The sequence below is a fragment of the Mycobacteroides sp. H001 genome, assembly GCF_001440005.1.
Lineage (GTDB): Bacteria > Actinomycetota > Actinomycetes > Mycobacteriales > Mycobacteriaceae > Mycobacterium > Mycobacterium gwanakae.
This window is the reverse complement of sequence record NZ_LJYH01000028.1, coordinates 56,731-77,364: the sequence shown is the minus strand read 5'-3', so window position 1 is coordinate 77,364 and position 20,634 is coordinate 56,731. Positions and strand designations below refer to the sequence as shown.

The 20,634-nt window shown below is 64.6% G+C and carries 21 protein-coding genes, 1 tRNA gene and 1 pseudogene; 10 read left to right on the top strand and 13 right to left on the bottom strand.

Features of this window, described 5'->3' with window-relative positions; translation table 11 throughout:
* Nucleotides 1-51: 51 nt before the first annotated feature.
* The 3 genes from AOT83_RS11125 to AOT83_RS11115 all read right to left on the bottom strand — a co-directional run bounded on the left by AOT83_RS11125 (nucleotide 52) and on the right by AOT83_RS11115 (nucleotide 3,054).
* Entirely contained in the window at nucleotides 52-468 is a 417-nt protein-coding gene (locus AOT83_RS11125) for a GtrA family protein (protein ID WP_030096094.1), read from the bottom strand.
* A 257-nt stretch (nucleotides 469-725) separates the two neighbouring features.
* Nucleotides 726-1,544, bottom strand: coding sequence for an alpha/beta hydrolase (locus tag AOT83_RS11120; protein ID WP_057965342.1), 819 nt, complete (start codon nucleotides 1,542-1,544; stop codon nucleotides 726-728).
* A gap of 76 nt (nucleotides 1,545-1,620) precedes the next feature.
* On the bottom strand, nucleotides 1,621-3,054 hold the full coding sequence (locus AOT83_RS11115; protein ID WP_057965341.1) for a PLP-dependent aminotransferase family protein: 1,434 nt from the start codon (nucleotides 3,052-3,054) through the stop codon (nucleotides 1,621-1,623).
* A gap of 49 nt (nucleotides 3,055-3,103) precedes the next feature.
* Between AOT83_RS11115 and AOT83_RS11110 the strand changes: the two genes are divergently transcribed.
* The 3 genes from AOT83_RS11110 to AOT83_RS11100 all read left to right on the top strand — a co-directional run bounded on the left by AOT83_RS11110 (nucleotide 3,104) and on the right by AOT83_RS11100 (nucleotide 5,809).
* The gene (locus AOT83_RS11110; RefSeq protein WP_030096091.1) at nucleotides 3,104-3,568 is read left to right on the top strand and encodes a carboxymuconolactone decarboxylase family protein; all 465 of its coding nucleotides are present in this window, start codon (nucleotides 3,104-3,106) and stop codon (nucleotides 3,566-3,568) included.
* 108 nt (nucleotides 3,569-3,676) lie between these two features.
* Entirely contained in the window at nucleotides 3,677-4,258 is a 582-nt protein-coding gene (locus tag AOT83_RS11105; RefSeq protein WP_057965340.1) for a hypothetical protein, read from the top strand.
* Between the two features lie 57 nt (nucleotides 4,259-4,315).
* Nucleotides 4,316-5,809 (top strand): bifunctional phosphatase PAP2/diacylglycerol kinase family protein, encoded by a 1,494-nt coding sequence (locus AOT83_RS11100; RefSeq protein ID WP_057965339.1) that lies wholly within the window; start codon nucleotides 4,316-4,318, stop codon nucleotides 5,807-5,809.
* On the opposite strand, the pseudogene AOT83_RS11095 reads toward AOT83_RS11100, so the two are convergent.
* From AOT83_RS11095 to AOT83_RS11070, 6 genes and pseudogenes are all read right to left on the bottom strand, one after another.
* Nucleotides 5,763-6,441, bottom strand: a pseudogene (locus AOT83_RS11095) (phosphatase PAP2 family protein). The gene AOT83_RS11100 and the pseudogene AOT83_RS11095 sit on opposite strands and share 47 nt — an antisense overlap.
* A gap of 2 nt (nucleotides 6,442-6,443) precedes the next feature.
* Entirely contained in the window at nucleotides 6,444-7,271 is an 828-nt protein-coding gene (locus tag AOT83_RS11090; protein ID WP_057965337.1) for an ABC transporter permease, read from the bottom strand.
* Nucleotides 7,261-8,205 carry a glycosyltransferase family 2 protein gene (locus tag AOT83_RS11085; RefSeq protein WP_057965336.1) on the bottom strand — a complete coding sequence of 315 codons (945 nt, stop codon included), beginning with the start codon at nucleotides 8,203-8,205 and terminating at the stop codon, nucleotides 7,261-7,263. Before AOT83_RS11085 ends, AOT83_RS11090 begins: the two co-directional genes overlap by 11 nt.
* Entirely contained in the window at nucleotides 8,198-8,986 is a 789-nt protein-coding gene (locus AOT83_RS11080) for an ABC transporter ATP-binding protein (RefSeq protein ID WP_057965335.1), read from the bottom strand. Before AOT83_RS11080 ends, AOT83_RS11085 begins: the two co-directional genes overlap by 8 nt.
* Before the next feature lie 11 nt (nucleotides 8,987-8,997).
* Nucleotides 8,998-9,516, bottom strand: coding sequence for a bacterial proteasome activator family protein (locus AOT83_RS11075; protein ID WP_057965334.1), 519 nt, complete (start codon nucleotides 9,514-9,516; stop codon nucleotides 8,998-9,000).
* Nucleotides 9,513-11,489: a DUF6541 family protein gene (locus AOT83_RS11070; RefSeq protein ID WP_057965333.1), complete on the bottom strand. Its 1,977-nt coding sequence runs from the start codon at nucleotides 11,487-11,489 to the stop codon at nucleotides 9,513-9,515. Before AOT83_RS11070 ends, AOT83_RS11075 begins: the two co-directional genes overlap by 4 nt.
* A gap of 109 nt (nucleotides 11,490-11,598) precedes the next feature.
* Here AOT83_RS11070 and AOT83_RS11065 point away from each other — a divergent pair, with 109 nt between their 5' ends.
* Nucleotides 11,599-12,795 (top strand): cysteine desulfurase-like protein, encoded by a 1,197-nt coding sequence (locus tag AOT83_RS11065; RefSeq protein WP_030096083.1) that lies wholly within the window; start codon nucleotides 11,599-11,601, stop codon nucleotides 12,793-12,795.
* Nucleotides 12,796-12,807: 12 nt separating this feature from the next.
* Here the strand turns inward: AOT83_RS11065 and AOT83_RS11060 are convergent, their stop codons facing one another.
* Entirely contained in the window at nucleotides 12,808-13,794 is a 987-nt protein-coding gene (locus tag AOT83_RS11060; protein WP_057965332.1) for an NAD(P)H-quinone oxidoreductase, read from the bottom strand.
* A 103-nt stretch (nucleotides 13,795-13,897) separates the two neighbouring features.
* Between AOT83_RS11060 and AOT83_RS11055 the strand changes: the two genes are divergently transcribed.
* The 3 genes from AOT83_RS11055 to AOT83_RS11045 all read left to right on the top strand — a co-directional run bounded on the left by AOT83_RS11055 (nucleotide 13,898) and on the right by AOT83_RS11045 (nucleotide 15,912).
* The gene (locus AOT83_RS11055; protein WP_057965331.1) at nucleotides 13,898-14,401 is read left to right on the top strand and encodes a MarR family transcriptional regulator; all 504 of its coding nucleotides are present in this window, start codon (nucleotides 13,898-13,900) and stop codon (nucleotides 14,399-14,401) included.
* A 32-nt stretch (nucleotides 14,402-14,433) separates the two neighbouring features.
* Nucleotides 14,434-14,520 (top strand) — tRNA-Ser (locus tag AOT83_RS11050).
* Nucleotides 14,521-14,673: 153 nt separating this feature from the next.
* Nucleotides 14,674-15,912, top strand: a complete 1,239-nt coding sequence (locus tag AOT83_RS11045) for a site-specific integrase (protein ID WP_057965330.1) — start codon at nucleotides 14,674-14,676, stop codon at nucleotides 15,910-15,912.
* Between the two features lie 6 nt (nucleotides 15,913-15,918).
* Here the strand turns inward: AOT83_RS11045 and AOT83_RS11040 are convergent, their stop codons facing one another.
* The 3 genes from AOT83_RS11040 to AOT83_RS11030 form a co-directional block, all read right to left on the bottom strand.
* Nucleotides 15,919-16,647 (bottom strand): DUF6882 domain-containing protein, encoded by a 729-nt coding sequence (locus AOT83_RS11040; protein WP_057965329.1) that lies wholly within the window; start codon nucleotides 16,645-16,647, stop codon nucleotides 15,919-15,921.
* Nucleotides 16,648-17,073: 426 nt separating this feature from the next.
* Nucleotides 17,074-17,454, bottom strand: a complete 381-nt coding sequence (locus AOT83_RS11035; RefSeq protein ID WP_057965328.1) for a hypothetical protein — start codon at nucleotides 17,452-17,454, stop codon at nucleotides 17,074-17,076.
* A 297-nt stretch (nucleotides 17,455-17,751) separates the two neighbouring features.
* Nucleotides 17,752-18,090, bottom strand: a complete 339-nt coding sequence (locus AOT83_RS11030) for a hypothetical protein (protein WP_057965327.1) — start codon at nucleotides 18,088-18,090, stop codon at nucleotides 17,752-17,754.
* Nucleotides 18,091-18,753: 663 nt separating this feature from the next.
* Here AOT83_RS11030 and AOT83_RS11025 point away from each other — a divergent pair.
* From AOT83_RS11025 to AOT83_RS26805, 3 genes are all read left to right on the top strand, one after another.
* Nucleotides 18,754-19,416 carry a hypothetical protein gene (locus AOT83_RS11025; RefSeq protein ID WP_057979750.1) on the top strand — a complete coding sequence of 221 codons (663 nt, stop codon included), beginning with the start codon at nucleotides 18,754-18,756 and terminating at the stop codon, nucleotides 19,414-19,416.
* Nucleotides 19,413-20,183, top strand: coding sequence for a DUF2637 domain-containing protein (locus tag AOT83_RS11020; protein ID WP_057965325.1), 771 nt, complete (start codon nucleotides 19,413-19,415; stop codon nucleotides 20,181-20,183). The genes AOT83_RS11025 and AOT83_RS11020 overlap by 4 nt, the downstream gene beginning before the upstream one ends.
* A gap of 169 nt (nucleotides 20,184-20,352) precedes the next feature.
* Nucleotides 20,353-20,565, top strand: a complete 213-nt coding sequence (locus AOT83_RS26805) for a helix-turn-helix domain-containing protein (RefSeq protein ID WP_081343813.1) — start codon at nucleotides 20,353-20,355, stop codon at nucleotides 20,563-20,565.
* Nucleotides 20,566-20,634 lie beyond the last annotated feature (69 nt).

The window sequence follows — 20,634 nt, the reverse complement described above, 5'->3', positions numbered from 1 at the left end:
AAGCGTACTTGAGCCGATCGGACGGCAGGAGCGAAGCGACCGGCGGACGACTCAGCGCAGCCGGAAAATCACGGCGCGCTGGACGATGAAGTTGATGACAGTCGCGGTGCCCTGAGCGATGACAAAGGCCACGAGCACCGCGGTGGGCGTGTAGTTCAGCAGCCCCAGGAACAGATGGTTGAGGCCCACCTGGACGAAGAAGGTCGTCAGGTACAGCGCCCACACCGCGATCAGCCGGGCGGTGCTGGGCGGCGCCTGGAACGTCCAACGCCGGTTGATCAGGTAGGCCGTGGTGGTGCCAGCGATGAAGCCGATGGCCTTGGCGAGGTCGGGCTGCACCCCGGCGACCTTGTAGAGCAGCACATAGAGCCCGAAGTCGACGACGGCCGAAAGCCCACCGGTGATGACGAAACGGGTCGCTTGAGTGGTCAGCGACAGCGGAGCCTGCTCGGCTGGGACACCTGACACGGGCCAGAGCCTATGCCAGGTGCCTGGCCACAGCGCCAATCAACGGGCCCTGCGCACGACTTTCCGCGCGCGGGTAGGGTCCCAAAGGGTTCTCTAACAAGATTGCTGGAACATCGATGCGTGAGGGGCAACCATGACGACTCCAGAGCACGGAAGGCACGAGCGGGCCGAAGGCGAAGGACTTGATCCGCTGATCGACCTGTCGCGCGATCCCAACCCGGGAGTCCCCGACCACGCCAAAGACGACGAGTAAGCACTCACACTCGTTGCGGGACGAACGCCTCGATCTCCTTCACCATGAGCTCGGGCTGGTCCTCACTGACGAAGGTGTAGCTGTCCGGTACCTCGACGAGTCGTGCGTCGGGCAGTAGCTGCACCCATCGTTGCGCATGCGCGAACGGGAAGAATGGCAGCTTGCGCGGCCAGAGCAGCAGCACCGGTTTGTCGAAGGTGCGCAGTGTCTCGGCCGCGGCCAGCGTGTCGTGGTAGTCGATACCGCGCAGGAACGCCCGCACATCGCGCCGCACGGCCTTGTTCTGTAGCAAAACCCACTCGCCGAGCACATCCTCGGGGATGGAGTGCTTGGCAAGGGTGTTACCGAGAGCGCGTTGCGCGATCTTGAGCCGGAACGGGCGCAACACGAAATCGGTGCCGGGAATGCGTGCCCAGTACTGGAAGATGCGAATCGACATCGGCAGGAAGTTGTCGAACGAGTCGCAGGGGGTCAGCACCACCCGCCCGATCCGGTCGCAGCCGTCCGCGAGGAGCAGCTGTGTGATGGCGCCGCCGGTATCGGTCGCGACGATGGTGACGTTGTCGAGGCCGAGGGACTCGATCATTTCCCGGATCAGCCCCGCCACCGAGCGTGGGGTGAGGTTCGCGCTCGCGTTCATCGGAGTCGCGTGCGCGCCCAGGGGCAGATCCGGTGCGATGCATCGGAACCGTTGGCTCAGCGGTTCGGTGACCTTGCGCCACATGGTGCTGGTGACGAACAGTCCGTGTACGAAGACGATCGCAGGACCGTCGCCGTCATCGCGGTAGCGGATGGGGCCGGCGGAAGACTCGAAGATGGGCATGCCTCAACCATGGCGTTGACCTGCTGCCATGACGAGGCACGGCACTGCCAGACGGTGCCACTCGGATGTCTGCGCGCTAGAGGCCCGCGGCCGCCAGCACACCGCAGAGCGCGTCGACGGCCGGTGTGAAACCGTGATCGGCAGGTGTGCCGAAGCTGACGACCACCCCGTCCGGATCCGGGATATGCGGACCGGCCTGGGGGTGCCGCAGCCGCGACAGCCCGGCCAGCGCCACCCCCGCCTCTCCTGCTCGATACAGCACGTCGGGTTCGGCCCCGTCGGGCAGCGTCAGCAGCAGATGCAGTCCGGCCGAGAGTCCACGGACCCCGACGTGGTACTCCGAGAGTCGTGCGACGAGTTGGTCGCGCCGGCGCCGGTATCGGCCGCGCATCCGCCGGATGTGCCGGTCGTAGTGGCCACCGGCGATGAAGTCCGCCATGGTCAGTTGCGAGATGGCGTCGACGTACCACTGCCCGCCCCCGGCGGCCGCCACGGCGGCGTCCACCAGGTCCGGTGGCAGCACCATCCAGCCCAGGCGCAGCACCGGGGCCAGGCTCTTGCTCGCCGAGCCGAGGTAGACGACGCGATCGGGGTCGAGGCTTTGCAGCGCGCCGACGGGCTGCCGGTCGTACCGGAACTCGCCGTCGTAGTCGTCTTCCAGGACGTAGGAGTCGGTGCGGCGCGCCCAGTCCACCACTGCGGTGCGACGAGCCGGGTGCAGCGGCAGCCCGTGCGGAAAATGGTGGGCGGGGGTGATCATGGCGGCGCGCACGTCGAGGGTGTCAAGGTCGCTGACCACGGCGCCCTCCTCGTCGAATCCGATCGGGATGCTGGAGCCGCCCGTGGCTTCGATGCAGTCGCGAAAGATGAAGAGCCCGTATGCTTCCAGAGCGATCGGCTGGATCAGTCCATACATGCGGGTGAGGATCTCCACGGCATGACGGGTGCCCGCGCAGATGACGACCGAATCCGGTGAGGTTCGCACGCCCCGCACCCGGCCCACGTATTCGGCGACGGCAGAGCGCAATTCGGGACGTCCGCGTGGGTCGCCCGCACGCAGGGCCTCGTGGGGCGCGTTGCTCAGCGCCCGGCGCACGGAGGTGACCCAGTCGGTGCGGGGGAAGGCGGTGACGTCTCCGGAGCCGGGCATGAGGTTATGGGGCGGCGGAGAGCCCGCTCCGCGTGACCGCGGCGGCAACTGGTTCTGGACCCGATTGACCACCCGGGTACCCGAGCCCTGCCGCGATTCAAGCCAGCCTTCGGCGACAAGCTCCGCGTAGGCCTCGGCGACGGTGTTGCGCGCCAGTCCGAGATCGACTGCCAGGGTGCGGGAGGGCGGCAGCATCGCACCCACCGTCAGACGCCCGGACCGGACTGCCTCGCGGAGAGCGGTGATCAACACATCGCGGACGCCGCGGGTACCGGGGGTGATGGCGTGACGCAGGTCCAGATGCAGATCGTGGCTGAGGGGACGCGGTTCCGGTATTCCCGAATTGGCCCACGAACTCATGGTCAGATTGAACCATGAGTATGGGCCTTTCTGCTCCTACCGTTAAGGCATGACAAGCACCCTGAATGCCCCAAGAATCCGCATGGACAAGGTCTCGCCCGAGGTTTACGAGGCCATGATGGCGTTGAGCATCGCCTCGGCCAAGGACGTCGAGCCCAGCCTTGCCGAGCTGATCAAGATCCGCGCCTCCCAGCTCAACCACTGTGCGTTCTGTCTCGATATGCACACCCACGATGCCCGCAAGCAGGGAGAGACCGAGCAGCGCATCTACCTGCTGAATGCCTGGGCCGAGGCAGGCGACATCTACACCGAACGGGAGAAGGCCGCACTGGCCCTCACTGAGGAAGCCACTGTCCTTTCCGCTGGTGAGCACGTGTCCGATGCGACCTACGCGCGCGCAGCGGCGGTGTTCACCGAGCGGGAGCTGGGGCAGATCATCGGGATGATCCTGACGATCAACGCCTGGAATCGCATCGCTGTCACTACCCGCAACGCACCTCCGAAGCGTGGCTAGATTTGCCACATTCTTCGCCGTCGGCGTGACAGAAGCGTGATCGTTTCGTAATCTGACCGGGTGATCTCGGCGAGATGGCGTGCGAACGACGGTAGGAAGAGGCCCGCGATGCCGCTCTCTCGCGTCGCGGGCCTCGGCCTGTCACTCGTTGCCGGTGCCGCCGTGATGGGGGTAGTGAGCGAAGTCGGGAAGCCGGACGTCCAGCTTTCACTGAAGCCGGAAGAGAAGGCGATCGTCCTGATCGCCGACCTGCCGCGTGCGCAGCGGGACCGGCGCTATGTCTCGGCCGAGGCGCTGGCCCTGGAGGCCAGGGCCAGGGCCATCAAGCCATGCTCGACGGTGTTGGCAGGTGCACAACCGGCGGTGGCGCAAGCGGGCAATTTCTTGAAGACGATGTTCGGCATCGGTGACATCGGCGGTGCCAGCGGGCGTGGCGGCGGCGGTGACCATGGCCGCGGTCTGGCCCTGGACTTCATGACGAGCTCCAACACCACCGGTACGGCGCTTGCGAACTTCGTGCTTGCCAACCGTGATCGGTTGGGAGTGACGTACGTGATCTGGCAGCAGCGGTACAACGACGGCAATGGCTGGTCGATGATGGAGAACCGCGGCAGTCCGACCGCCAATCACATGGATCACGTACACGTCTCGTTCCGCGCAGACGCGAAACCGCCCGCGATCAGCTGCTGATATCAGCCACCCGCGATAGACAGCGCCGAGGGCCCGTGCGCAGATATGTTGAATTCCATGGGTTTCTTTCCATCTCGTAATTCCCTGCGCGGTCTGCGGCAGATTGGTGACGGTCTCGGCACACTCGACCGAGAAGTGTTCGAAGCGATTGCGGAGTCACCGAGTCCGCTGCTCGACACCGTCATGCCCCGGCTCACTCGCGCTGCCGACCATTCCAAACTGTGGATCGGGATCGGCGCCGGGCTGGCCATGTTCGGCAAGCCGGCAATGCAGCGCGGCGCCACGCGTGGCCTGTTGACACTGGCTGTGACGAGTGCGGTCACCAACCAGGTGGCCAAGCGGCTGCGGCGGCGCGCTCGTCCCAACCACCTCTCGGTGCCGCTGATGCGGCGCAGCAGGCGCATCCCCACGTCGTCATCACTGCCCTCGGGCCATTCGGCGAGTGCGGCGGCCTTCGCGGTGGGCGTTGGCCTCGAAAGTCCGCCGGTGGGCTTTGGGCTCTCGCTCCTTGCCGGATTGGTGGGTCTGTCGCGCGTGGCCACGGGTGTCCACTATCCCGGCGATGTGTTCGCCGGATTCGGGATCGGCGCGGGGATAGCAGTGCTGGGTGCACGGGTGGTGCCGCCCATCGCGCCGGCGACGGTGCGTGCGGCAGATCCGCTGCGGGTGGTGACTGCCGCACGGCCCGAGGGCGAGGGCGTGGTCTTGGTGGTCAACCCGGCCTCCGGTGACGGAACCGGGCAGCGGATCCTGGATCAGGTGCGGAAAGCCTTGCCGCGCGCTGAGATCGTCGAACTCGACAAAGACGATGACGTGATCGAGGTGATGCGCAGCGCGGCGGCCCGGGCCGAAGTGCTCGCGGTGGGCGGCGGTGACGGCACGGTGGCGTGCGCGGCCGGTGTTGCGGCTCAGACCGATACACCGCTGGCGGTTTTCCCCGGTGGCACGTTCAACCACTTCGCCAAGGACATCGGCTGTGACAGCGTGGCCAAGACGGTCGATGCCATCCGCAGGGGCAGCGCCAGCCGCGTCGATCTGGTCTACCTGAACGAAGACCAGGTGGTGATCAACACCGCCAGCATCGGTTCCTATCCGAAGTACGTACAGATCCGGGAGAAGCTCGAACGCCGGATTGGCAAGCCGCTGGCGAGTGTGTACGCGATGCTGCACATGCTGCGGCGCGATCATCCAGTACGTATCCGGTTCGATAACAAGACCATTCAGACATCACTGTTCTTCCTGGGCAACTCGGTCTACTTGCCGGCGGGTTTCGCCCCTTCACTGCGAAGCCGTCTGGATGACGGGTTGATCGACGTGCGCATCCTGGAGACCGGCCGCAGGTTCAGCAGCGTGCGAATCCTCTGCGCGCTGGCATTCGGCCGCTTGCAGCGTAGCCCGCTCTATCACGAGCTGCAGGTGCCGGAGTTCACGTTCACCGCGGTGGATGGTCCGACGGTGATTGCGCATGACGGTGAGGCCGGCGACAAATACCCGGAGGCGCGCTTCAAGGTCCGCTACCGGGCGCTGGCGGTGCTCCGCCCGCTGCCCTGAGGCCAGGGCGGCAGCACCAACAGGCAGGCAATGAAGTACGCGTATCCCAACGCCCACCCTGCCAGCACGTCCGAGGGGTTGTGGACGTTGAGCAGAACTCGGCTGACGCCGATCGCCAGAATCAGCACACCACCGAGCACCGCGAGCCAGGGGCGCAGCGCGGCAACCGCTTTCGGCAGGAAGACGGTGAGCAACGCCAGCACACCGACCATGACGCCCAGGGCATGTCCAGACGGGAACGAGGATCCGTACGCATCGACCAACCTGGTCGCCGGGCGCGGGCGGCCCGCGAGCAGTTTCGCCAACTCGGTCACCAGCGCGCTGAGTTCCACGGTGATCAGCAGGAACATCGCCGGGCGTCGCTGACGCTGCACCAGCAGCACGACGATGACGACGGCCACCGCGATGCGGAATGCCCCCGGACCCAAGGCGGTGGCGAACACGTCCCAGGCGGTGACCCAGCCGGGGTGCGCGATTCCGTAGTCATGCGCGGGGGCCAGTGCCGCGATGTCCAGTCGAGACAGCCAATCCCACTGCTGGGCATAGCCGATCCAGAGCAGTGCGAAGACGATGAAGGCGGCGCAGGCAGACACCGGCAGCCATCGGTGTTCCCGCGCGCTTATCTCTGGCATGACTAGACCCAGTATGGGACCCGGGCGCGGTACTGGCGCATCACCAGGATCGCGACGGTCCAACCGACGACGGTGATGGCGATCGCGATGATCCAGTGGTGCAGCTGCTGATCGAGCCCGAGCAGCGGATCGCGGATGATGGCCAGGAAATGCACGAACGGGTTGAGCTGCACCGCGGCGGCCAGTTTTCCGGCCCGCTCATTGAGCATGCTCTCGTTCCAGATGATCGGCGTCATGAAGAACAACAGCTGCACCAGGCTGCCCAGCAGTGGAGAGATATCTCGATAGCGGGTCGCCAGCACGCCGAAAACCAGTGAAACCCAAACACAATTCAGGGTGATCAGTATCAGCGCGGGAATGAAGCTGAGATCGGTGATATGCCAGTGCGGCGGATACACGGCCACGACGACGAGAAAGATGATGATGTTGTGGGCGAACAGCAGCAGCTGCCGCCAGACCAGTCGGTAGACGTGCACGCTCAGCGGTGTCGGCAGCTGCTTGATCAGTCCTTCGTTCGCGACGAAGACGTCCGAGCCCTCCAAGATCGCGGCATTGAACAGATTCCAGACAATCAAACCGATGGTCACGTAGGGCAGATGTTCGGCCAGCGGGAGTTTGAACAGCTGCGAATACAGCAGGCCCATCGCCAGGGCGGTCGAGCCGGTGGCAATGGTGATCCAGAACGGCCCCAGTACCGAGCGGCGGTAACGCTGCTTGATGTCCTGCCAGCCCAGCTGCAACCAGAGCTGCCGGTGCTCGAAGCCTTCCGACAGGTCACGCCATGCACGTTTGAAGGTGCGGGAGTCCGAGGCGAGGTCCTCAATCGTCATGTCGCTCCTGTACTGAGGGAGTCGGGTTGCCGGGCCGTCCGAACTGCTCACGTCGGCCCAAGCGCCGCAACGCGATCCAGTCGCGCAGTCCGGCAACGTCGCGGCGCGTGATCAGGAAGTACCACCCGAAGCGCACCCATTCCTGCGGCAGCAGCTTGCGCATGCCGGGCTGGGACATCAGGTACCCGCGGTTGCGGTAGGTGAAGTACCGCTTGGTGGCATCGTCTGGATACTGGGTGTGCATGCGCCCGCCCAGAATCGGCTTGAACTCGGCGGCGCCGTTGGGGTGCAGGTATGTCGTGTCCAGGCAGGTTCCGAACGGCAGACCCGAGCGCACGAGCCGCCGGTGTACGTCCACCTCGTCGCCGCGCACGAATAGGCGCAGATCAGGAACGCCTACGGCCTCCAGGGTTTCGGCGCGAAACAGTGCGCCGTTGAATAGCGAGGCGATGCCCGGCAACAGGTCTTGGCCCGCCTCGGTGCGCAGTTCCTCGACCCGTCGGCGCCACACCAGTCCGCGACGCAAAGGAAACGCCAGCCGGCCAGGGTCATCGATATCGCACACCACCGGTGACACCTCGGCGAGGCGATGCTTCCGGGCACAGGCCAGCAGTGTCTCGAGAACATCGGTGCTGCCCGGGCGGCCGTCGTCGTCGGCAAGCCATACCCAGGCAGCGCCGAGGGTGAGCGCATGCAACATGCCGAGCGCGAATCCTCCAGCGCCACCGAGGTTCCGGTGGGAACCCAGGTATGTGGTGGCGATGGGTTGGCTGTCGACCAGGGCCTTGACGGCGGGATCGTTGTCGTTGTCCACCACCACAAGATGGTTCGGCGGGACGGTCTGCGTCGTGACGATCTTGAGCGACTCGGCCAGTTCTGCGGCGCGTCGGTAGGTGACGACGACGGCGACAACACCGCCGGTCAAGTCACTCATGGACGTCTTCGGCCAGAATCTGGGCCACGTGATCGCCGGCCTCGTTGCCTTCGTAGGCGCGGACCACCTCTTCTATGCCGCCGCTCATCTTGATGGTGCCGTGGTCGATCCACATCGCCGTGTTACACAGTCGGGCCAGAAATTCGTTGGAATGACTGGCGAAGACGAGCATGCCGGACCGTTCCACTAACTGCTGCAACCGAATTCGGGCCTTTTTCATGAACTCGGCATCAACCGCTCCGATGCCCTCGTCGAGCAGCAGGATCTCCGGGTCGATGCTGGTGACCACGCCCATCGCCAGCCGGACGCGCATACCGGTGGAGTACGTGCGCAGCGGCATGGAGAGGTACTCGCCGAGTTCGGTGAAGTCGGCGATCTCGTCGACCTTGGCCTGCATCTGTTTACGGGTCTGCCCCAGGAACATGCCGCGGATGATGATGTTCTCGTACCCCGAGATCTCGGGGTCCATACCCACGCCCAGATCGAATACGGGCGCCACCCGCCCCTGGACGTACGAGCTGCCCCGGGTGGGTTCGTAGATTCCCGAAAGAAGCCGCAGCAGAGTCGATTTGCCCGCGCCGTTGTGGCCGACGAGCCCGACACGATCGCCCTCCTTGAGAGACAGCGTGATGTCTCGCAGCGCCTCGATGACCACGACGTTCGATTCGTTGCGGCCGATGGCGCCGCCTGCCTTGCCGAGAAACGCCTTCTTCAGCGAGCGCGATTTGGCGTCGAAAATCGGGAATTCCACCCACGCCTCGTGGGTCTGGATACGGACCATGTTCCCGGGGCTTACAGGTACTGGCCGGTGCCGCTGCCGCCGCCCTGCGCGGGTACGGAAAGACCGGGCGGCAGAACACCTTGACGCATCTGCTGTAGCTGCGCGCGCGCCGCCATCTGCTGAGCGAAGAGAGCGGTCTGGATGCCGTGGAACAGCCCCTCCAGCCAGCCCACCAACTGTGCCTGCGCGATACGCAGCTCGGCGTCGGAAGGAATGCTCTCCTCGTTGAACGGCAGGGCGAGGCGCTCCAGTTCCTCGCGGAGTTCGGGGGCCAATCCGTCTTCCAGCTCGGCGATGGAGGCGGCGTGGATCTCGCGCAGCCGGGAGCGGCTGGCATCGTCGAGGGGAGCAGCGCGCACCTCCTCGAGAAGCTGCTTGATCATCGTGCCGATGCGCATCACCTTGGCGGGTTGCTCGACGAGATCCGTGATGGACGGGTCGTCGTCGGCGCTGTCGGCGGCCTTGTCGGCATCGCCGGCGCCCAGAATGATCACCTGGTCGTCGTCATCGTCCTGACCGGGATGGGTCATCTGTCACCTTCCGCCTGTGGTTTCCGATCGCCGACCCACTCGTAGATCTGGGCGGCGCCGTTGTCGTACAGCTTTCTCCATGATCGGGATATGTCCAACGACCTTAGTCCGTCGGGAACCTTGAACCCCTGGACCACGGGAGTACTGGTCATGACGTAGCGAATGTTCAGCGCGTGCACAGCGTCGGTCACGCGCCGATCGGTATCGGCGTCGTCGGCGTAGGCCCAGAAGATGTACCGGTGATAGCCCGGACCCTGTTGCTGCGGGAAGTCGTAGTGCGTCCACAGCGGGTGCAGTCCCGCCACCGCGTACATCCAGCCCGAGCCGTCTACGTTTCCGTCGCCGATGGTGGTGTCTTTGGCACCCGGCAGGGTGGCCAGGTAGGCGAAGGCGTCGAGCTTCTTGGACCCGACCATCACCTGGTCGTGTTTGGCGCCCACGAGGTACTTGTGCGGCAAGAAGTAGTGCCGGGCGGAGAAGGCGCAGACCGCGGCCAACGCGATGGCCGTGGCCACGAGCGCCCATTGTCGGGTGCGTTCCCCTCGCAGCCTCGTCAGCACGGCGTAGGCCAGCGTGAACAAACCGATCCCGGCGGCCGGGGCCAGCAGCAGACACACGATGGCCGACAGCCTGCGCGGGTCGCTGTAGAAGGCATCGGAGAACAGGGCCACCGCGCGGCCGATGAAACCGCCAAAGGGTTTGGAGGAGTGGACAATTGCCACGATCAGCAGCAGCCAGACGGCAAGTGGCCAGTACACCCGCTTCACGATCAGTACGGCAGCGCCGAGAAGGGCCAGCCAGAACAGGGCAGACTGCACCGGGTAGTCGGCGAGGTGGCGGGTGTGCTGGGTGAGGGCGTCCAGCAGCGCACGCTTCTTTCCCCACGGAGTGGTGAATTGGTGTCCGGCGATGATCTCGGACAGCTGGAGCAGGGTGCGCAATTGCGGATAGAGCAGCACCAGAGAGACGACACCGGCAATGGCCAACGGCAAGAACCCATTTCCCACCCGGCGTCGGGGCTTGTGTTCCTTGCCGCGGTATCGGGACAGTGGTGCAAGGAGCCACCAGGCGGCCACGAAGACGACCGCCACGATGGCGCCCGAGGTGTGCACCGAGGCGATTCCCACGAATGCCAGCACCGCCACCGGTATGCGGCTGCGGTCGGCGACCACGCTCGTGACGGCGATTACCGTGGGACCCACCAGGGCGAAGGACATCAGGTTCGGCACGGCTGCCACGTAGAACTCCACGTAGGGCAGCGCCGTGAATGAGGCCGAGAGTGCAGCGGCGGTGGCGGCGCAACCGGCCTGGAAGGTGCGGCTGGCGCGGCCGCGCAGCATCTGCCAGGCCAGCGCCGCGGCGCTGAGCGGGAAGAGCAGCGACCCGGCCACCGCGTACAGCGTGTAACTCGTTGTGGGAGCCGCTCCGGTTAGTTGGCTCAGCACCGCGGCCAGCCCGTGGAAGGCCGACGGGTAGTAGAGCGTCGCGTGTGTCTCGACGTTGCGGAGGTCACCCATCCGGGTCGACGATGCTTGCCCGGTGTCGAGGATGTAGCGGATGGTGTTCCCGTGCCACATCGAGTCCCAGGTACTCGGGACCGATTGCCAGTTGGTCAGTCCACGCACGAATGCGTAGAAGATGAGCCCGGAGCCGATCGCGATGCCGAAGGCGACCGCGATCACTGCCGCACGACTTTGTGACGGGAATTGTTCGGCGTGCTCTTTTGGCCGCAGCCAACGCCACAGCAGCCGAGCGACGACGATCGCGCCCAGGAGCGCAAACCCGGCGGAGACTGAGTTCCACGGTATGCCGATTGAGCCGAAGGTGACGATGCACAGCCCAACTAGCCCATAGGTCAATGCAGGTGCGGTGACGGCGGCCGAATGTGTTGGTAGCCCGAAGGCTCGGCCAATCAGCCAGCCTGGGATGAACAGCAACAGCAGTGCCGTAGCCACCCCGAAAGCGAACGACATTGCTCTAGTATGACTACACGAGACGGCGCCGTTAACCGTCGTCCGTCGGGGCGTGGTGCAACGACGGGTTCAGCGCCGTGACCTGTGGTGAGCATCTAAGGTGTCTGGCATGGCTTATGACGTCGCCCGGGTGCGTGGTTTGCACCCGACCCTCGGCGACGGGTGGGTACATTTCGATACCCAAGCCGGGATGCTCATCCCCGATGCGGTTGCTACGACTGTATCCACAGCGTTCCGGGGATCCTTTTCCGACACGCGGGGTCCGCACCCCAGCGCACGGCGCAGCGCTGCCGTCCTCGAGGCCGCCCGGCACGCTGCCGCCGATCTGGTGGGTGCCGACGCGCGCGGGGTGGTGCTGGGCAGTGACCGCGCCGTTCTGCTCAACTCCCTGGCGGAGGGGTCGTCCTCCAAGGCGGGGCTCGGCTATGAGCTGGTGGTGTCCAGGCTCGACGAAGAGGCCAATGTGCAGCCGTGGCTGCGTTCGGCCAACCGATACGGCGCCAAGGTCAAGTGGGCCGAGGTCGATATCGAGTCCGGTGATCTGCCGTCCTGGCAGTGGGAGTCTTTGATTACCAAGCCGACCCGGCTGGTGGCGGTGACGGCCGCTTCTTCGACCCTGGGAACGGTGCCGGATCTGCAGCAGGCCACCAAGCTCGCGCACGCGGTTGGTGGCCTCGTGGTGATGGACTGTTCCAGCCTGGTGCCGTATCGCGCCTTTGATATCGAGGACCTGGACGCCGATGTCGTCGCCTTCAACGCGACGGCATGGGGTGGACCACCGGTGGGCGCGTTGGTCTTCCGGGATCCTGCGCTGCTGGATTCGATCAGTTCGATTTCGCTCAACCCGTTGGCTAGCGGGCCCGCGCGCCTGGAGCTGGGCGGGCATCAGTTCGCGATGCTGGCTGGCCTGGTTGCCAGCGTGGAGTATCTGGCCGGTTTGGACGAGTCCGCGTCGGGCACCCGGCGTGAGCGTCTGCTGACGTCCCTGACTTCGGCGGGCGCGTATCTGGATTGGCTGTTCCGGTATCTGGTGAGCGCTCTGCGGACTCTGCCACGGGTCATGGTCATCGGGGCTCCGGAGGACCGGATTCCCGCGCTCAGCTTCACTGTGATCGGGATTCCCGCGGATCGGGTGGTGCAGCGACTGGCCGACAACGGAGTGTGTGCGATCGCCAACACCAGCTCGCGGGTGCTCGACGCCATCGGTGTGAACGAGATCGGCGGCGCGATAACGGTTGGGTTGGGGCACTATTCGACGGCCGCCGAGGTCGACCAGCTGGTGCGCGCGGTCGCCTCGCTGGGCTGACCCGCCACCGGGTCAGAGCGTCAGTAGCACTTTTCCCACGATCTCTCCGCTCTCCAGCAGGCGGTGCGCCTCGCCCGCTTGGCTCACCGGGATCTCGGCGCCCACGATCGGCAGGACCTTTCCCGCCTCGACAAGCGGCCACAGGTCCTGGGTGACGGCATCGACGATCGCGGCCTTGCCGGACGGTCCGTCCAGTGGCCGTCCGCGCAGCGTGGTGGCGGTGATAGAGCCGCGTTTGGTGATCAGCTTGGCGATGTTCAGCTCGGCCACCGCGCCGCCTTGCATACCGATGATGACGAGATGTCCGTCATTGCCGAGAGCATCGACGTTCCGGTCCAGATACTTCGCTCCCATGATGTCCAGGATGAGGTCGACCCCGGCACCGTCGGTGAAGTTGTGAACTGCCTGTACAAAATCGGTGGCCCGGTAGTTGATGGCCAGATCGGCACCAAGATCACGACAGGCGTCGAGTTTGTCGGGGGTGCCTGCGGTAATCGCAACCCGAACGCCGAGCGCCTTGGCCACCTGAATGGCATGGGTGCCGATTCCGCTCGAGCCACCGTGAATCAGGATGGATTGTCCGGCAGCCATTCTCGCCGTCATCACCAGGTTCGACCACACGGTGCAGGCGACTTCGGGTAGCGCCGCCGCGACATCAAGGTTGATGTTTGAAGGAATCGGCAGTACCTGGCCGGCCGGTACCACCACCTTCTCGGCGTACCCGCCGCCGGAAAGCAGTGCACAAACAGCTTGTCCTACAGCCCATTCCGATACATCTGCGCCAACCTGGGCGATAACTCCCGAGCATTCGAGTCCCAAGATGTGACTCGCGCCGGGTGGCATCGGGTACAGGCCCTGGCGCTGTAGCAGATCCGCGCGGTTAACTGCGGCGGCCGTTACATCGATCAGTATTTCGCCTGGTCCCGGAGTTGGGTCGGGAACTTCGGTCCAGCACAGCGCTTCTGGCCCACCCGGCTGGTCAACGGTGATAGCGTGCATAGCATCCAGACTATGCCGAGCTATTGGTGGTCGCCGGGTTATCAGACAGTGCGGGTGGAGGCGCGGTCGAGGCCATGGCTTGGTCGACGGAGGGGGATGGTGCATGAGTACACGTTCGGAGAGCGAGGTCCCGGGACTTGACCTCGCCGAATTTCGTTCGTGGCAAAACTTTTGGATAGCGACTAACCGGTTGTATTTTTTGTTGAACCGTAAAATGGTTGCTTCGCACGGTATTTCGTTGACCGACTTTCAAGTGCTTCAGCAATTGTTGCGGTCAGCTAACGGTAGTTGCCGGATGGGGGATATCGCGACCAGTCTGTTGGCTTCGCGTAGCCGGATCACGCACCAGGTGCGCCGCCTTGAGGAACAGGGGCTGGTGAAGCGGGGGTCGATGCCCCAGGACCGCCGGGCGGTCTTGGCGGCGCTTACCGAGCAGGGCCGCACGCTGGGCGAGGCGGCGATGCGTACGTACTCCGAATGTGTCCGCGAGCACTATCTGACTCGCCTGACCCGGCCACAGCAGGCGGCCATCGCCGAGAGCTTCCGGCGAGTGGGTGAGGGGGCCGAAGATGCGCTCCACGACACCGAGAGCCGCGGCGGGGAGTAGATACGCTCGGCGGAGCCGCTAGGCTTGCCGACGGTGGCGTGGCAGAGCGGCCTAATGCACTCGCCTTGAAAGCGAGAGACGGCTAACACCGTCCGGGGGTTCAAATCCCTCCGCCACCGCTCTTCAGGGCGTATTTCCGGTATTGAGCCTGACGCCGGAAATCCCTGAAAGTTGCCACTTTTTGACACGTCCGCCGTGGAATCCTGCGGCGAGGAGTCGGCGTGTCGTCCCGCGAACCGGGTCTTTACCGGAACGCACGATGGGATTGACACATGGCACGGCTCCCCCGTTACATCACCCGCTGCGAAGGCAAGCGCGGCCCGACCTACGAGGCGCGTGTCAGCTACGTCGCGCCCGACGGCACCCGCGTACAGCCGAAGCGCAGGTTCAAGACGGTTGATGAGGCAAAGGACTGGTACTCGAAGACGACCTCCGAGCTGGCCGCAGGCACGCACACCGCGCCGAGTGACCTCAACGTTGGGCAGGCCGTCGAAGCCTGGCTCACCGCGAAGTCGGCACGGGTGAAGCCGACCACCGGCGATGCCTACAGCGCGGCGCTCGCTCCGGTGGTCGACAAGTACGGTGACGTGCTCGCGCAGAAGATCACCAAGCTCGATGTCGAGACGCTAATCACTGAGTTGCGAATGGGTTCCACGGATCGCGGCGTGTGGAAGCGCACCTCCATCAACCCGATGTTGGCCAGGTGGAAGACCGTGTGGGCCGACCTACACGCGCAAGGGGTGTTGGCACGCAACGTCGTCGCTCTTGTGGAACCGCTGCGGAAGCCGAGCGGGGAGCCTGCGATGAAGGTGGACGACAGCCTCACCGAGGAGGAAGTGGAGCAACTCTGCGTCGCCCACGCCGAAGGCGCCGACGAGTACGCGCGCAGGCGTGAGGCGTTCGTGCACTTGGCTCTACTGGGGCTGCGCCGCGCGGAACTGGCCGGGCTGCGTTGGTCTGCAGTCGATCTCGACGCCGAGGCTCCGACGCTCACCGTGCGTGCGACCCGGGTGGCCACGGCCGCGGGCACTGTCGAGCAGTCCGACGCGAAGACCATCTCGTCGGCGCGCACACTGCCTATCCCGCCGCACGTGGTTCCGGTCCTCCGCCGTGCTCGCGTCGAGCAGCTACACACCCAGCTCGCGTCGGGGAACAAGTGGGTCGGCCCAACCGACGGCTACGTCTTCTGCCACGACCTCGGTGCGCCGCTATCGCCGAGAACCTTGAACGCGTGGTGGAAGAAGAGCCTCGAGGATGCGGGCCTTCTGCATCGACGTCTGCACGCATCCCGGCACACGGCCGCGTCGCTGCTGAACCTGCGAGGAGCTCCGGTGACCATGATCGCCGCGTGGCTCGGCCATGCAGACGGTGGAGTCCTGGCGATGCGGGTCTACGTTCACACGCCGGGCGAGGTTCTCACTGAGACCGCTGCGCTGCTGAGTCGGGGAAGTGGAGCGTGTGACCGATCGCGCGGTACGCGCCGCGGCTGGGAAGATCCCATCACTGATTAGTCAGACTCAGCTCAGCGATCCGCGCAGCGCGATGAGTCGGGCGTGATCGTCGAACTCGGTCGTCGCGGAGTCGCCGGTCGCAGGGTCAGTGAGTTCCGCGCGGTCCCAGTTGTCTGTCCAGTCGATGTCCCACCCGGACATCGTGGCGAGACCGTGTACGGCGGCGCGCTGGTCGATGATCGTTCCCGCGCCAAACACCGCGGGCACCCATGTCATGAGTCGGTGGTCGATCCGCGGCTGGGCGAAGGCAAGGTTGTCTCCGAGTAGGAGTACCGCATGCGTGCCGCCGCCCCCAGGGGCGACAACGTAGGTAAGGCCACCGTCGGTCACGGTAGCGGTCACCGCGGCGATCTCGAGCGCGGCGTATAGCGCGGCGGCGTCGGGGTCGTCACCGACCGAGAAGGGCACCTCGTCGGCGAGCAGGCTGGGCAGTCCCTCGGCACGTCCGTGTTCCAGGAGCTTCTGTGCGCAAAACCGACCACCGTTGGGCAGCGCGCGGCCCCACACGATTGTCTGCGGATCGGGAGCCACACTCGCGATCAGCTCAACGGTGGTCTCGATCGCCGCGCCCGTGTTCAGGCCGGTGAAAGCGATGGAATCGGCGCCGAGGTCCACCGCGTAGTCGAAATCCCCGCCGAGCTGTTCCTCCATCCCTTCCTGCAGCAGCTGCTGGCTGAATGCCGCGTACAGCGCGCCGCGGTCGTGCAGCGGTTGCAGGTCTTCGAACGCTCCCATGCCCAGACAGTAATGGGCACAAGCATGCCCCCTCTGCGGCGGTGAGGGTCGCCGGACCGATGCGACTGCCTACCTGCGGCTCGCAAATCGGTGGTGTGAAGGATTTCGACACTATTCGTCGCACGCCGCGTTTCATGTCCACAGCAGAACCCACACGGGCCGGAAGTCCGAGGTCGCTAACAAAGGCCCATACGTAGCCGTCAGTTGACCCTGAAACTAGCCGATTTCGTTACCCAGTAGTCTGTCGGCTCTGGTTCGAAACTGGCTGAATCTATGGATTCGTCTCCGATTCGGAGAGATTCAGCGAGTGCTCCGACGGCCCTGATCGCCTCACGGCGGATTTCGGCGCTCGCGGTGTGTTTGAGGTGGATCTGGCGCGCGGGTTCTGTGAAGGATCAATCGCCAAACCGTGTGCTGTATTCGGGCTTATTCCGCATCGGAGTTGGTATCCGCGTCGTTGTCATCGACCGGGCCAGTTTCGGATTCGGAATCGGCTGCGGGCGAGTCGTCCTCGCCGAGTCCGAGTGCCTCGGACAGTGAGGCTACGGCTCTGATCGATTTGACGGCTCCGCGCAGGTCCTTCGCGCTTACGGCTACGGCGACGGCATAGCCACCGGACTGAAAGCCGGTGGCTATTACTGCGCGCACGTGCCCCTCTAAACCTTTGAGCCGTCGGCCACTGTCGATCTCAAACAGCAACTCTCTGGCCATCTGGAGAGCTGGCGCCGGGATCTCCTTCTGGACTACGGCGACTTCCATTCTCCTAGCGACCAATTGAGCGGTCAGCCGTTTTGCAGTCATCTTCATCGTCTCCAATCGTGGTCAGTCAGTTGCATGCCCTGAAATGCGAAAATGTAAAAATCAGCCAGTCTGGCTGGCATATTCGGCCACGCTGGTTCATTTGGACGTATCGGGTGTCTGAGCAGGGGCCTGAGCGATGTCTTGAGCGGCGCTTTGAGCGCAGGTTTGAGCGCGAGACGGTAGTAACGCCGAAACGCCCCGTGCGCACGCGCGTTGGGCATAAAAGTGTGTGTAGAAGAGCCTGCTCCCAGGGTCGTATCTGTCTGCTGATTGAGCGAGACCCGTGTCGCGGCAGTGTGAGCATCATTGGTTTCTGACTTCCCGTTCGGCGAGCGCTTGGACTACCAGCCGATCGACGGTCGATCGGCCTACTCCCATCGCCGAAGCCAGAGATCTGTGACTGGCGCCGGATTCGACCAGCAGCAACAGCATGGCGCCTTCGGCGTGCTCAATCCCAGCGCGTGCGCGGCGACTTCGCGCCAAGGCCGCAAGTGCCTCGCCGGGGGTACAGGCGGCTTCCAAGTTGTCCAGAAGTGCGACGGCAGCTTTGGTCCGTCCAGCGACGGTGCGGGCGGCCTGCGGTAAGGCCGCTGTCGCGCGCTGAGCTGCTAGATGATCGGTGACCGAGAATCGCGTTGCCACAGACCTACTTCCTTATGAAAAGCCGCGCGAAGATGCCGCGTCGTCGGCTATTTCGGGCCGCTTCGGCCCACGCGGTTTGCATCTCCCCAGACAGCTCAAGGAGCCGCTCTAAGGGATCGATTGCGGGCGTGAGATTGTCACGTCCCCGCGGGTTTGCACTCACTTCTGCGTGCTCTGATGCGCTCATGTGGACGATCGTAGACCCGGAAATTCGAATGATTCGGCACTTAATAGCTTGGTACGCAGAGTATTTGGGGATCAGCGCCGCCTGTTGCCGCTCGGTGCCGCTTCATACAAGGTACGGAGAAAATCTCCCAAAAGCCGCCTGAGACTGGAAGTCGCGCCGCGTGGTGCCGCCCCGTGCCGTGTGGTTCACCATATGCCGCACTACGCACGGAACCACCGTGCTAAGACATGGAAGGGAAAGACGATGGGTACTGCAATTCCCCCGGCGGGAGTCGCCAAGCAAGCTGAACACTTTGATTCAGCAGGCGTTCTCAGTCTTGCGCAGGCAGTGGAAAGGTCGACTTTCAGCGACCGGACGCTGCGCTCGGCGATCTCGGACGGGGAGTTGGTGGCATACCGTCGAGGCCGCAGAATCATCATCTGGGAACAGGACCTAATCCGGTGGCTGCGCGGGTTTGAAAAAGTTCAGGTGACCAGGTGAACGCCCGTTCCATGGATCCACACGAGGCCGGACGGGCAGCCCACGCTGACGTAGAGGCCCAGGCTCAAGCTGCTGCCCGAGCGGTCACACGCTGGCTCCTTGATGTCACTGACTTGTCCCCCGGCTTGACCTCAATCGTGTTGTGTTACGGAGCAATCTATGCGCGTGCGCGTGTGCGTTTCGGAGATGTTCACCGCCGCAACTACCGTTCTTGGTTACTCCTTTTGGAGGGCGAGCTAGTACTTGATCCTCGGGGTTTTGAGGCGGAGGAACGGATCACCCCTGCTGCCAGGGAGAAACTGCATCGGCTCATCGATCACGCGTGGACCGTGATCATGTCGAGCGTGAGCGAGCAGCACCGACAACTTACGGCCGAGGCGGTGCGGCGCGCGGCGCGCGAGCTGGCTTTTGATCGTGGTTATGGTCTCGCTGTGGCCCTGTACTGCGGGGCTGTTGCGGAGGCGCTCATCCGGGGTATCCCTGTCGCCGAGTTGATCCGCGGCGACAGCGCGCTGACACGGGCGCAGGCTGAAACCGAGGCTATCGAAGCTGGAAACACCGCGGCGTGTGAGCGCTGGATCGCTGGCGATGTGTGGACGGACATATGCGAGCGTGCAGGCAATCTGCTCCGTGCCAATGAAATCGGAGCTGCGCAATGAGCGCACGTGCATGGTTCGGATCGACGCTCCTGGCTTCGACCATGGTGAGCCTGGCCGGGAACATTGGCTACACGCTGATAGCCCGCCCTAATGCGCATACGGCCGTGTCCATCGCCGTGGCCGCAGTCGCGCCGCTGGGTCTGGCGGCGGCTGTCCACTCGGTTGGTGTCGCCGCTCGTGCTCGCGGAACGGTGCGGGCGGCGGTGCTGACAGCCGTAGCGGTGGTGGCCGTCTCGGCGTTCGTGTTGTCGTTCGAGGCCCTGGCCGGACTTGCCCGGTTGGTTGGACACACGGGGTGGACCGCGTATCTGCTGCCGGTGGTGGTCGATGTCATGGTGGCCGCCAGCACGACCGCACTTGTGCTGGAGCGACCACGGCAGCTGGCACGAGAAGCGGAGGCGATCACCCGGCCGGTCGCTGTTGACCAAGCACCGGCCGACGCGGTCGCTGTGCCGGCCCCGATGGCAGCTGATGTTCGTAAGTTGGCCGAAGATCAGATAAAGCCGCAGTTCAAGGCGGTGGACGGCCGGGCGGCCACCGCGGATCCGGTCGTGTTTCACTCGGCTAGCGCCGGGATGGTGCAGGACGGCCACCTGTCGGCCGCCGAACAACTGGTGGCGGCCGGGGCCGTCAAAGGCTCGGCGACAGACGTGGCCGTCGCGATGGCCGCGTTGGCCGCTGGCCAGTCGCAGCGCGCGGCGGCGGCCGCTTCAGGGCTCCATCGGACGACCGTGGCGCGACTCAAGAGCGAGGCGGCGAGGCGCTGAAGGAAAACTGTTGGCGGCTCACCATTCTCTAAAACAGAGAATGAAATCCATTGGGACGCTGCGCGACACGCCGAAAGTCGCGAGCATCGCGCAATTTGCATCCCGAGAAATCGGTGGTCTACTCAATTGAAAGCGAACACAATCCACCCAAATTCGAAAGGGCCACGCGATGTCTACTGAAAACGAAACAGAGACAGGGCATTCCAGCGTCAATGAAGTGCTGCGGCCCGACGCCGCAGCCAGAGAGCTCAAGATCAGTCTGCCGGTGCTGATGGATCTGATCAAATCCGGCGACCTACAAGCTGCCCGGGTTGGCCGTCAGTGGAGGATCCGACGTCGCTGGATCTACGAGTACCTCGACCGCGCAGCAGCGGTTGCCTGATCCCTGAGACGAGAAAACCCGGCGCAGGAACGCCGGGCCTCGTATTGAATTCATCCCCCTGCCAAGGAG

What these genes read in the sequence shown, in the direction of transcription:
- AOT83_RS11120 (WP_057965342.1), bottom strand. Translation starts at nt 1,544, where the DNA reads ATGCCCATCTTCGAGTCTTCCGCCGGCCCCATCCGCTACCGCGATGAC.
- AOT83_RS11115 (WP_057965341.1), bottom strand. Translation starts at nt 3,054, where the DNA reads ATGAGTTCGTGGGCCAATTCGGGAATACCGGAACCGCGTCCCCTCAGC.
- AOT83_RS11110 (WP_030096091.1), top strand. Translation starts at nt 3,104, where the DNA reads ATGACAAGCACCCTGAATGCCCCAAGAATCCGCATGGACAAGGTCTCG.
- AOT83_RS11105 (WP_057965340.1), top strand. Translation starts at nt 3,677, where the DNA reads ATGCCGCTCTCTCGCGTCGCGGGCCTCGGCCTGTCACTCGTTGCCGGT.
- AOT83_RS11100 (WP_057965339.1), top strand. Translation starts at nt 4,316, where the DNA reads ATGGGTTTCTTTCCATCTCGTAATTCCCTGCGCGGTCTGCGGCAGATT.
- AOT83_RS11090 (WP_057965337.1), bottom strand. Translation starts at nt 7,271, where the DNA reads ATGACGATTGAGGACCTCGCCTCGGACTCCCGCACCTTCAAACGTGCA.
- AOT83_RS11085 (WP_057965336.1), bottom strand. Translation starts at nt 8,205, where the DNA reads ATGAGTGACTTGACCGGCGGTGTTGTCGCCGTCGTCGTCACCTACCGA.
- AOT83_RS11080 (WP_057965335.1), bottom strand. Translation starts at nt 8,986, where the DNA reads ATGGTCCGTATCCAGACCCACGAGGCGTGGGTGGAATTCCCGATTTTC.
- AOT83_RS11075 (WP_057965334.1), bottom strand. Translation starts at nt 9,516, where the DNA reads ATGACCCATCCCGGTCAGGACGATGACGACGACCAGGTGATCATTCTG.
- AOT83_RS11070 (WP_057965333.1), bottom strand. Translation starts at nt 11,489, where the DNA reads ATGTCGTTCGCTTTCGGGGTGGCTACGGCACTGCTGTTGCTGTTCATC.
- AOT83_RS11065 (WP_030096083.1), top strand. Translation starts at nt 11,599, where the DNA reads ATGGCTTATGACGTCGCCCGGGTGCGTGGTTTGCACCCGACCCTCGGC.
- AOT83_RS11060 (WP_057965332.1), bottom strand. Translation starts at nt 13,794, where the DNA reads ATGCACGCTATCACCGTTGACCAGCCGGGTGGGCCAGAAGCGCTGTGC.
- AOT83_RS11055 (WP_057965331.1), top strand. Translation starts at nt 13,898, where the DNA reads ATGAGTACACGTTCGGAGAGCGAGGTCCCGGGACTTGACCTCGCCGAA.
- AOT83_RS11045 (WP_057965330.1), top strand. Translation starts at nt 14,674, where the DNA reads ATGGCACGGCTCCCCCGTTACATCACCCGCTGCGAAGGCAAGCGCGGC.
- AOT83_RS11040 (WP_057965329.1), bottom strand. Translation starts at nt 16,647, where the DNA reads ATGGGAGCGTTCGAAGACCTGCAACCGCTGCACGACCGCGGCGCGCTG.
- AOT83_RS11035 (WP_057965328.1), bottom strand. Translation starts at nt 17,454, where the DNA reads ATGAAGATGACTGCAAAACGGCTGACCGCTCAATTGGTCGCTAGGAGA.
- AOT83_RS11020 (WP_057965325.1), top strand. Translation starts at nt 19,413, where the DNA reads ATGAGCGCACGTGCATGGTTCGGATCGACGCTCCTGGCTTCGACCATG.
- AOT83_RS26805 (WP_081343813.1), top strand. Translation starts at nt 20,353, where the DNA reads ATGTCTACTGAAAACGAAACAGAGACAGGGCATTCCAGCGTCAATGAA.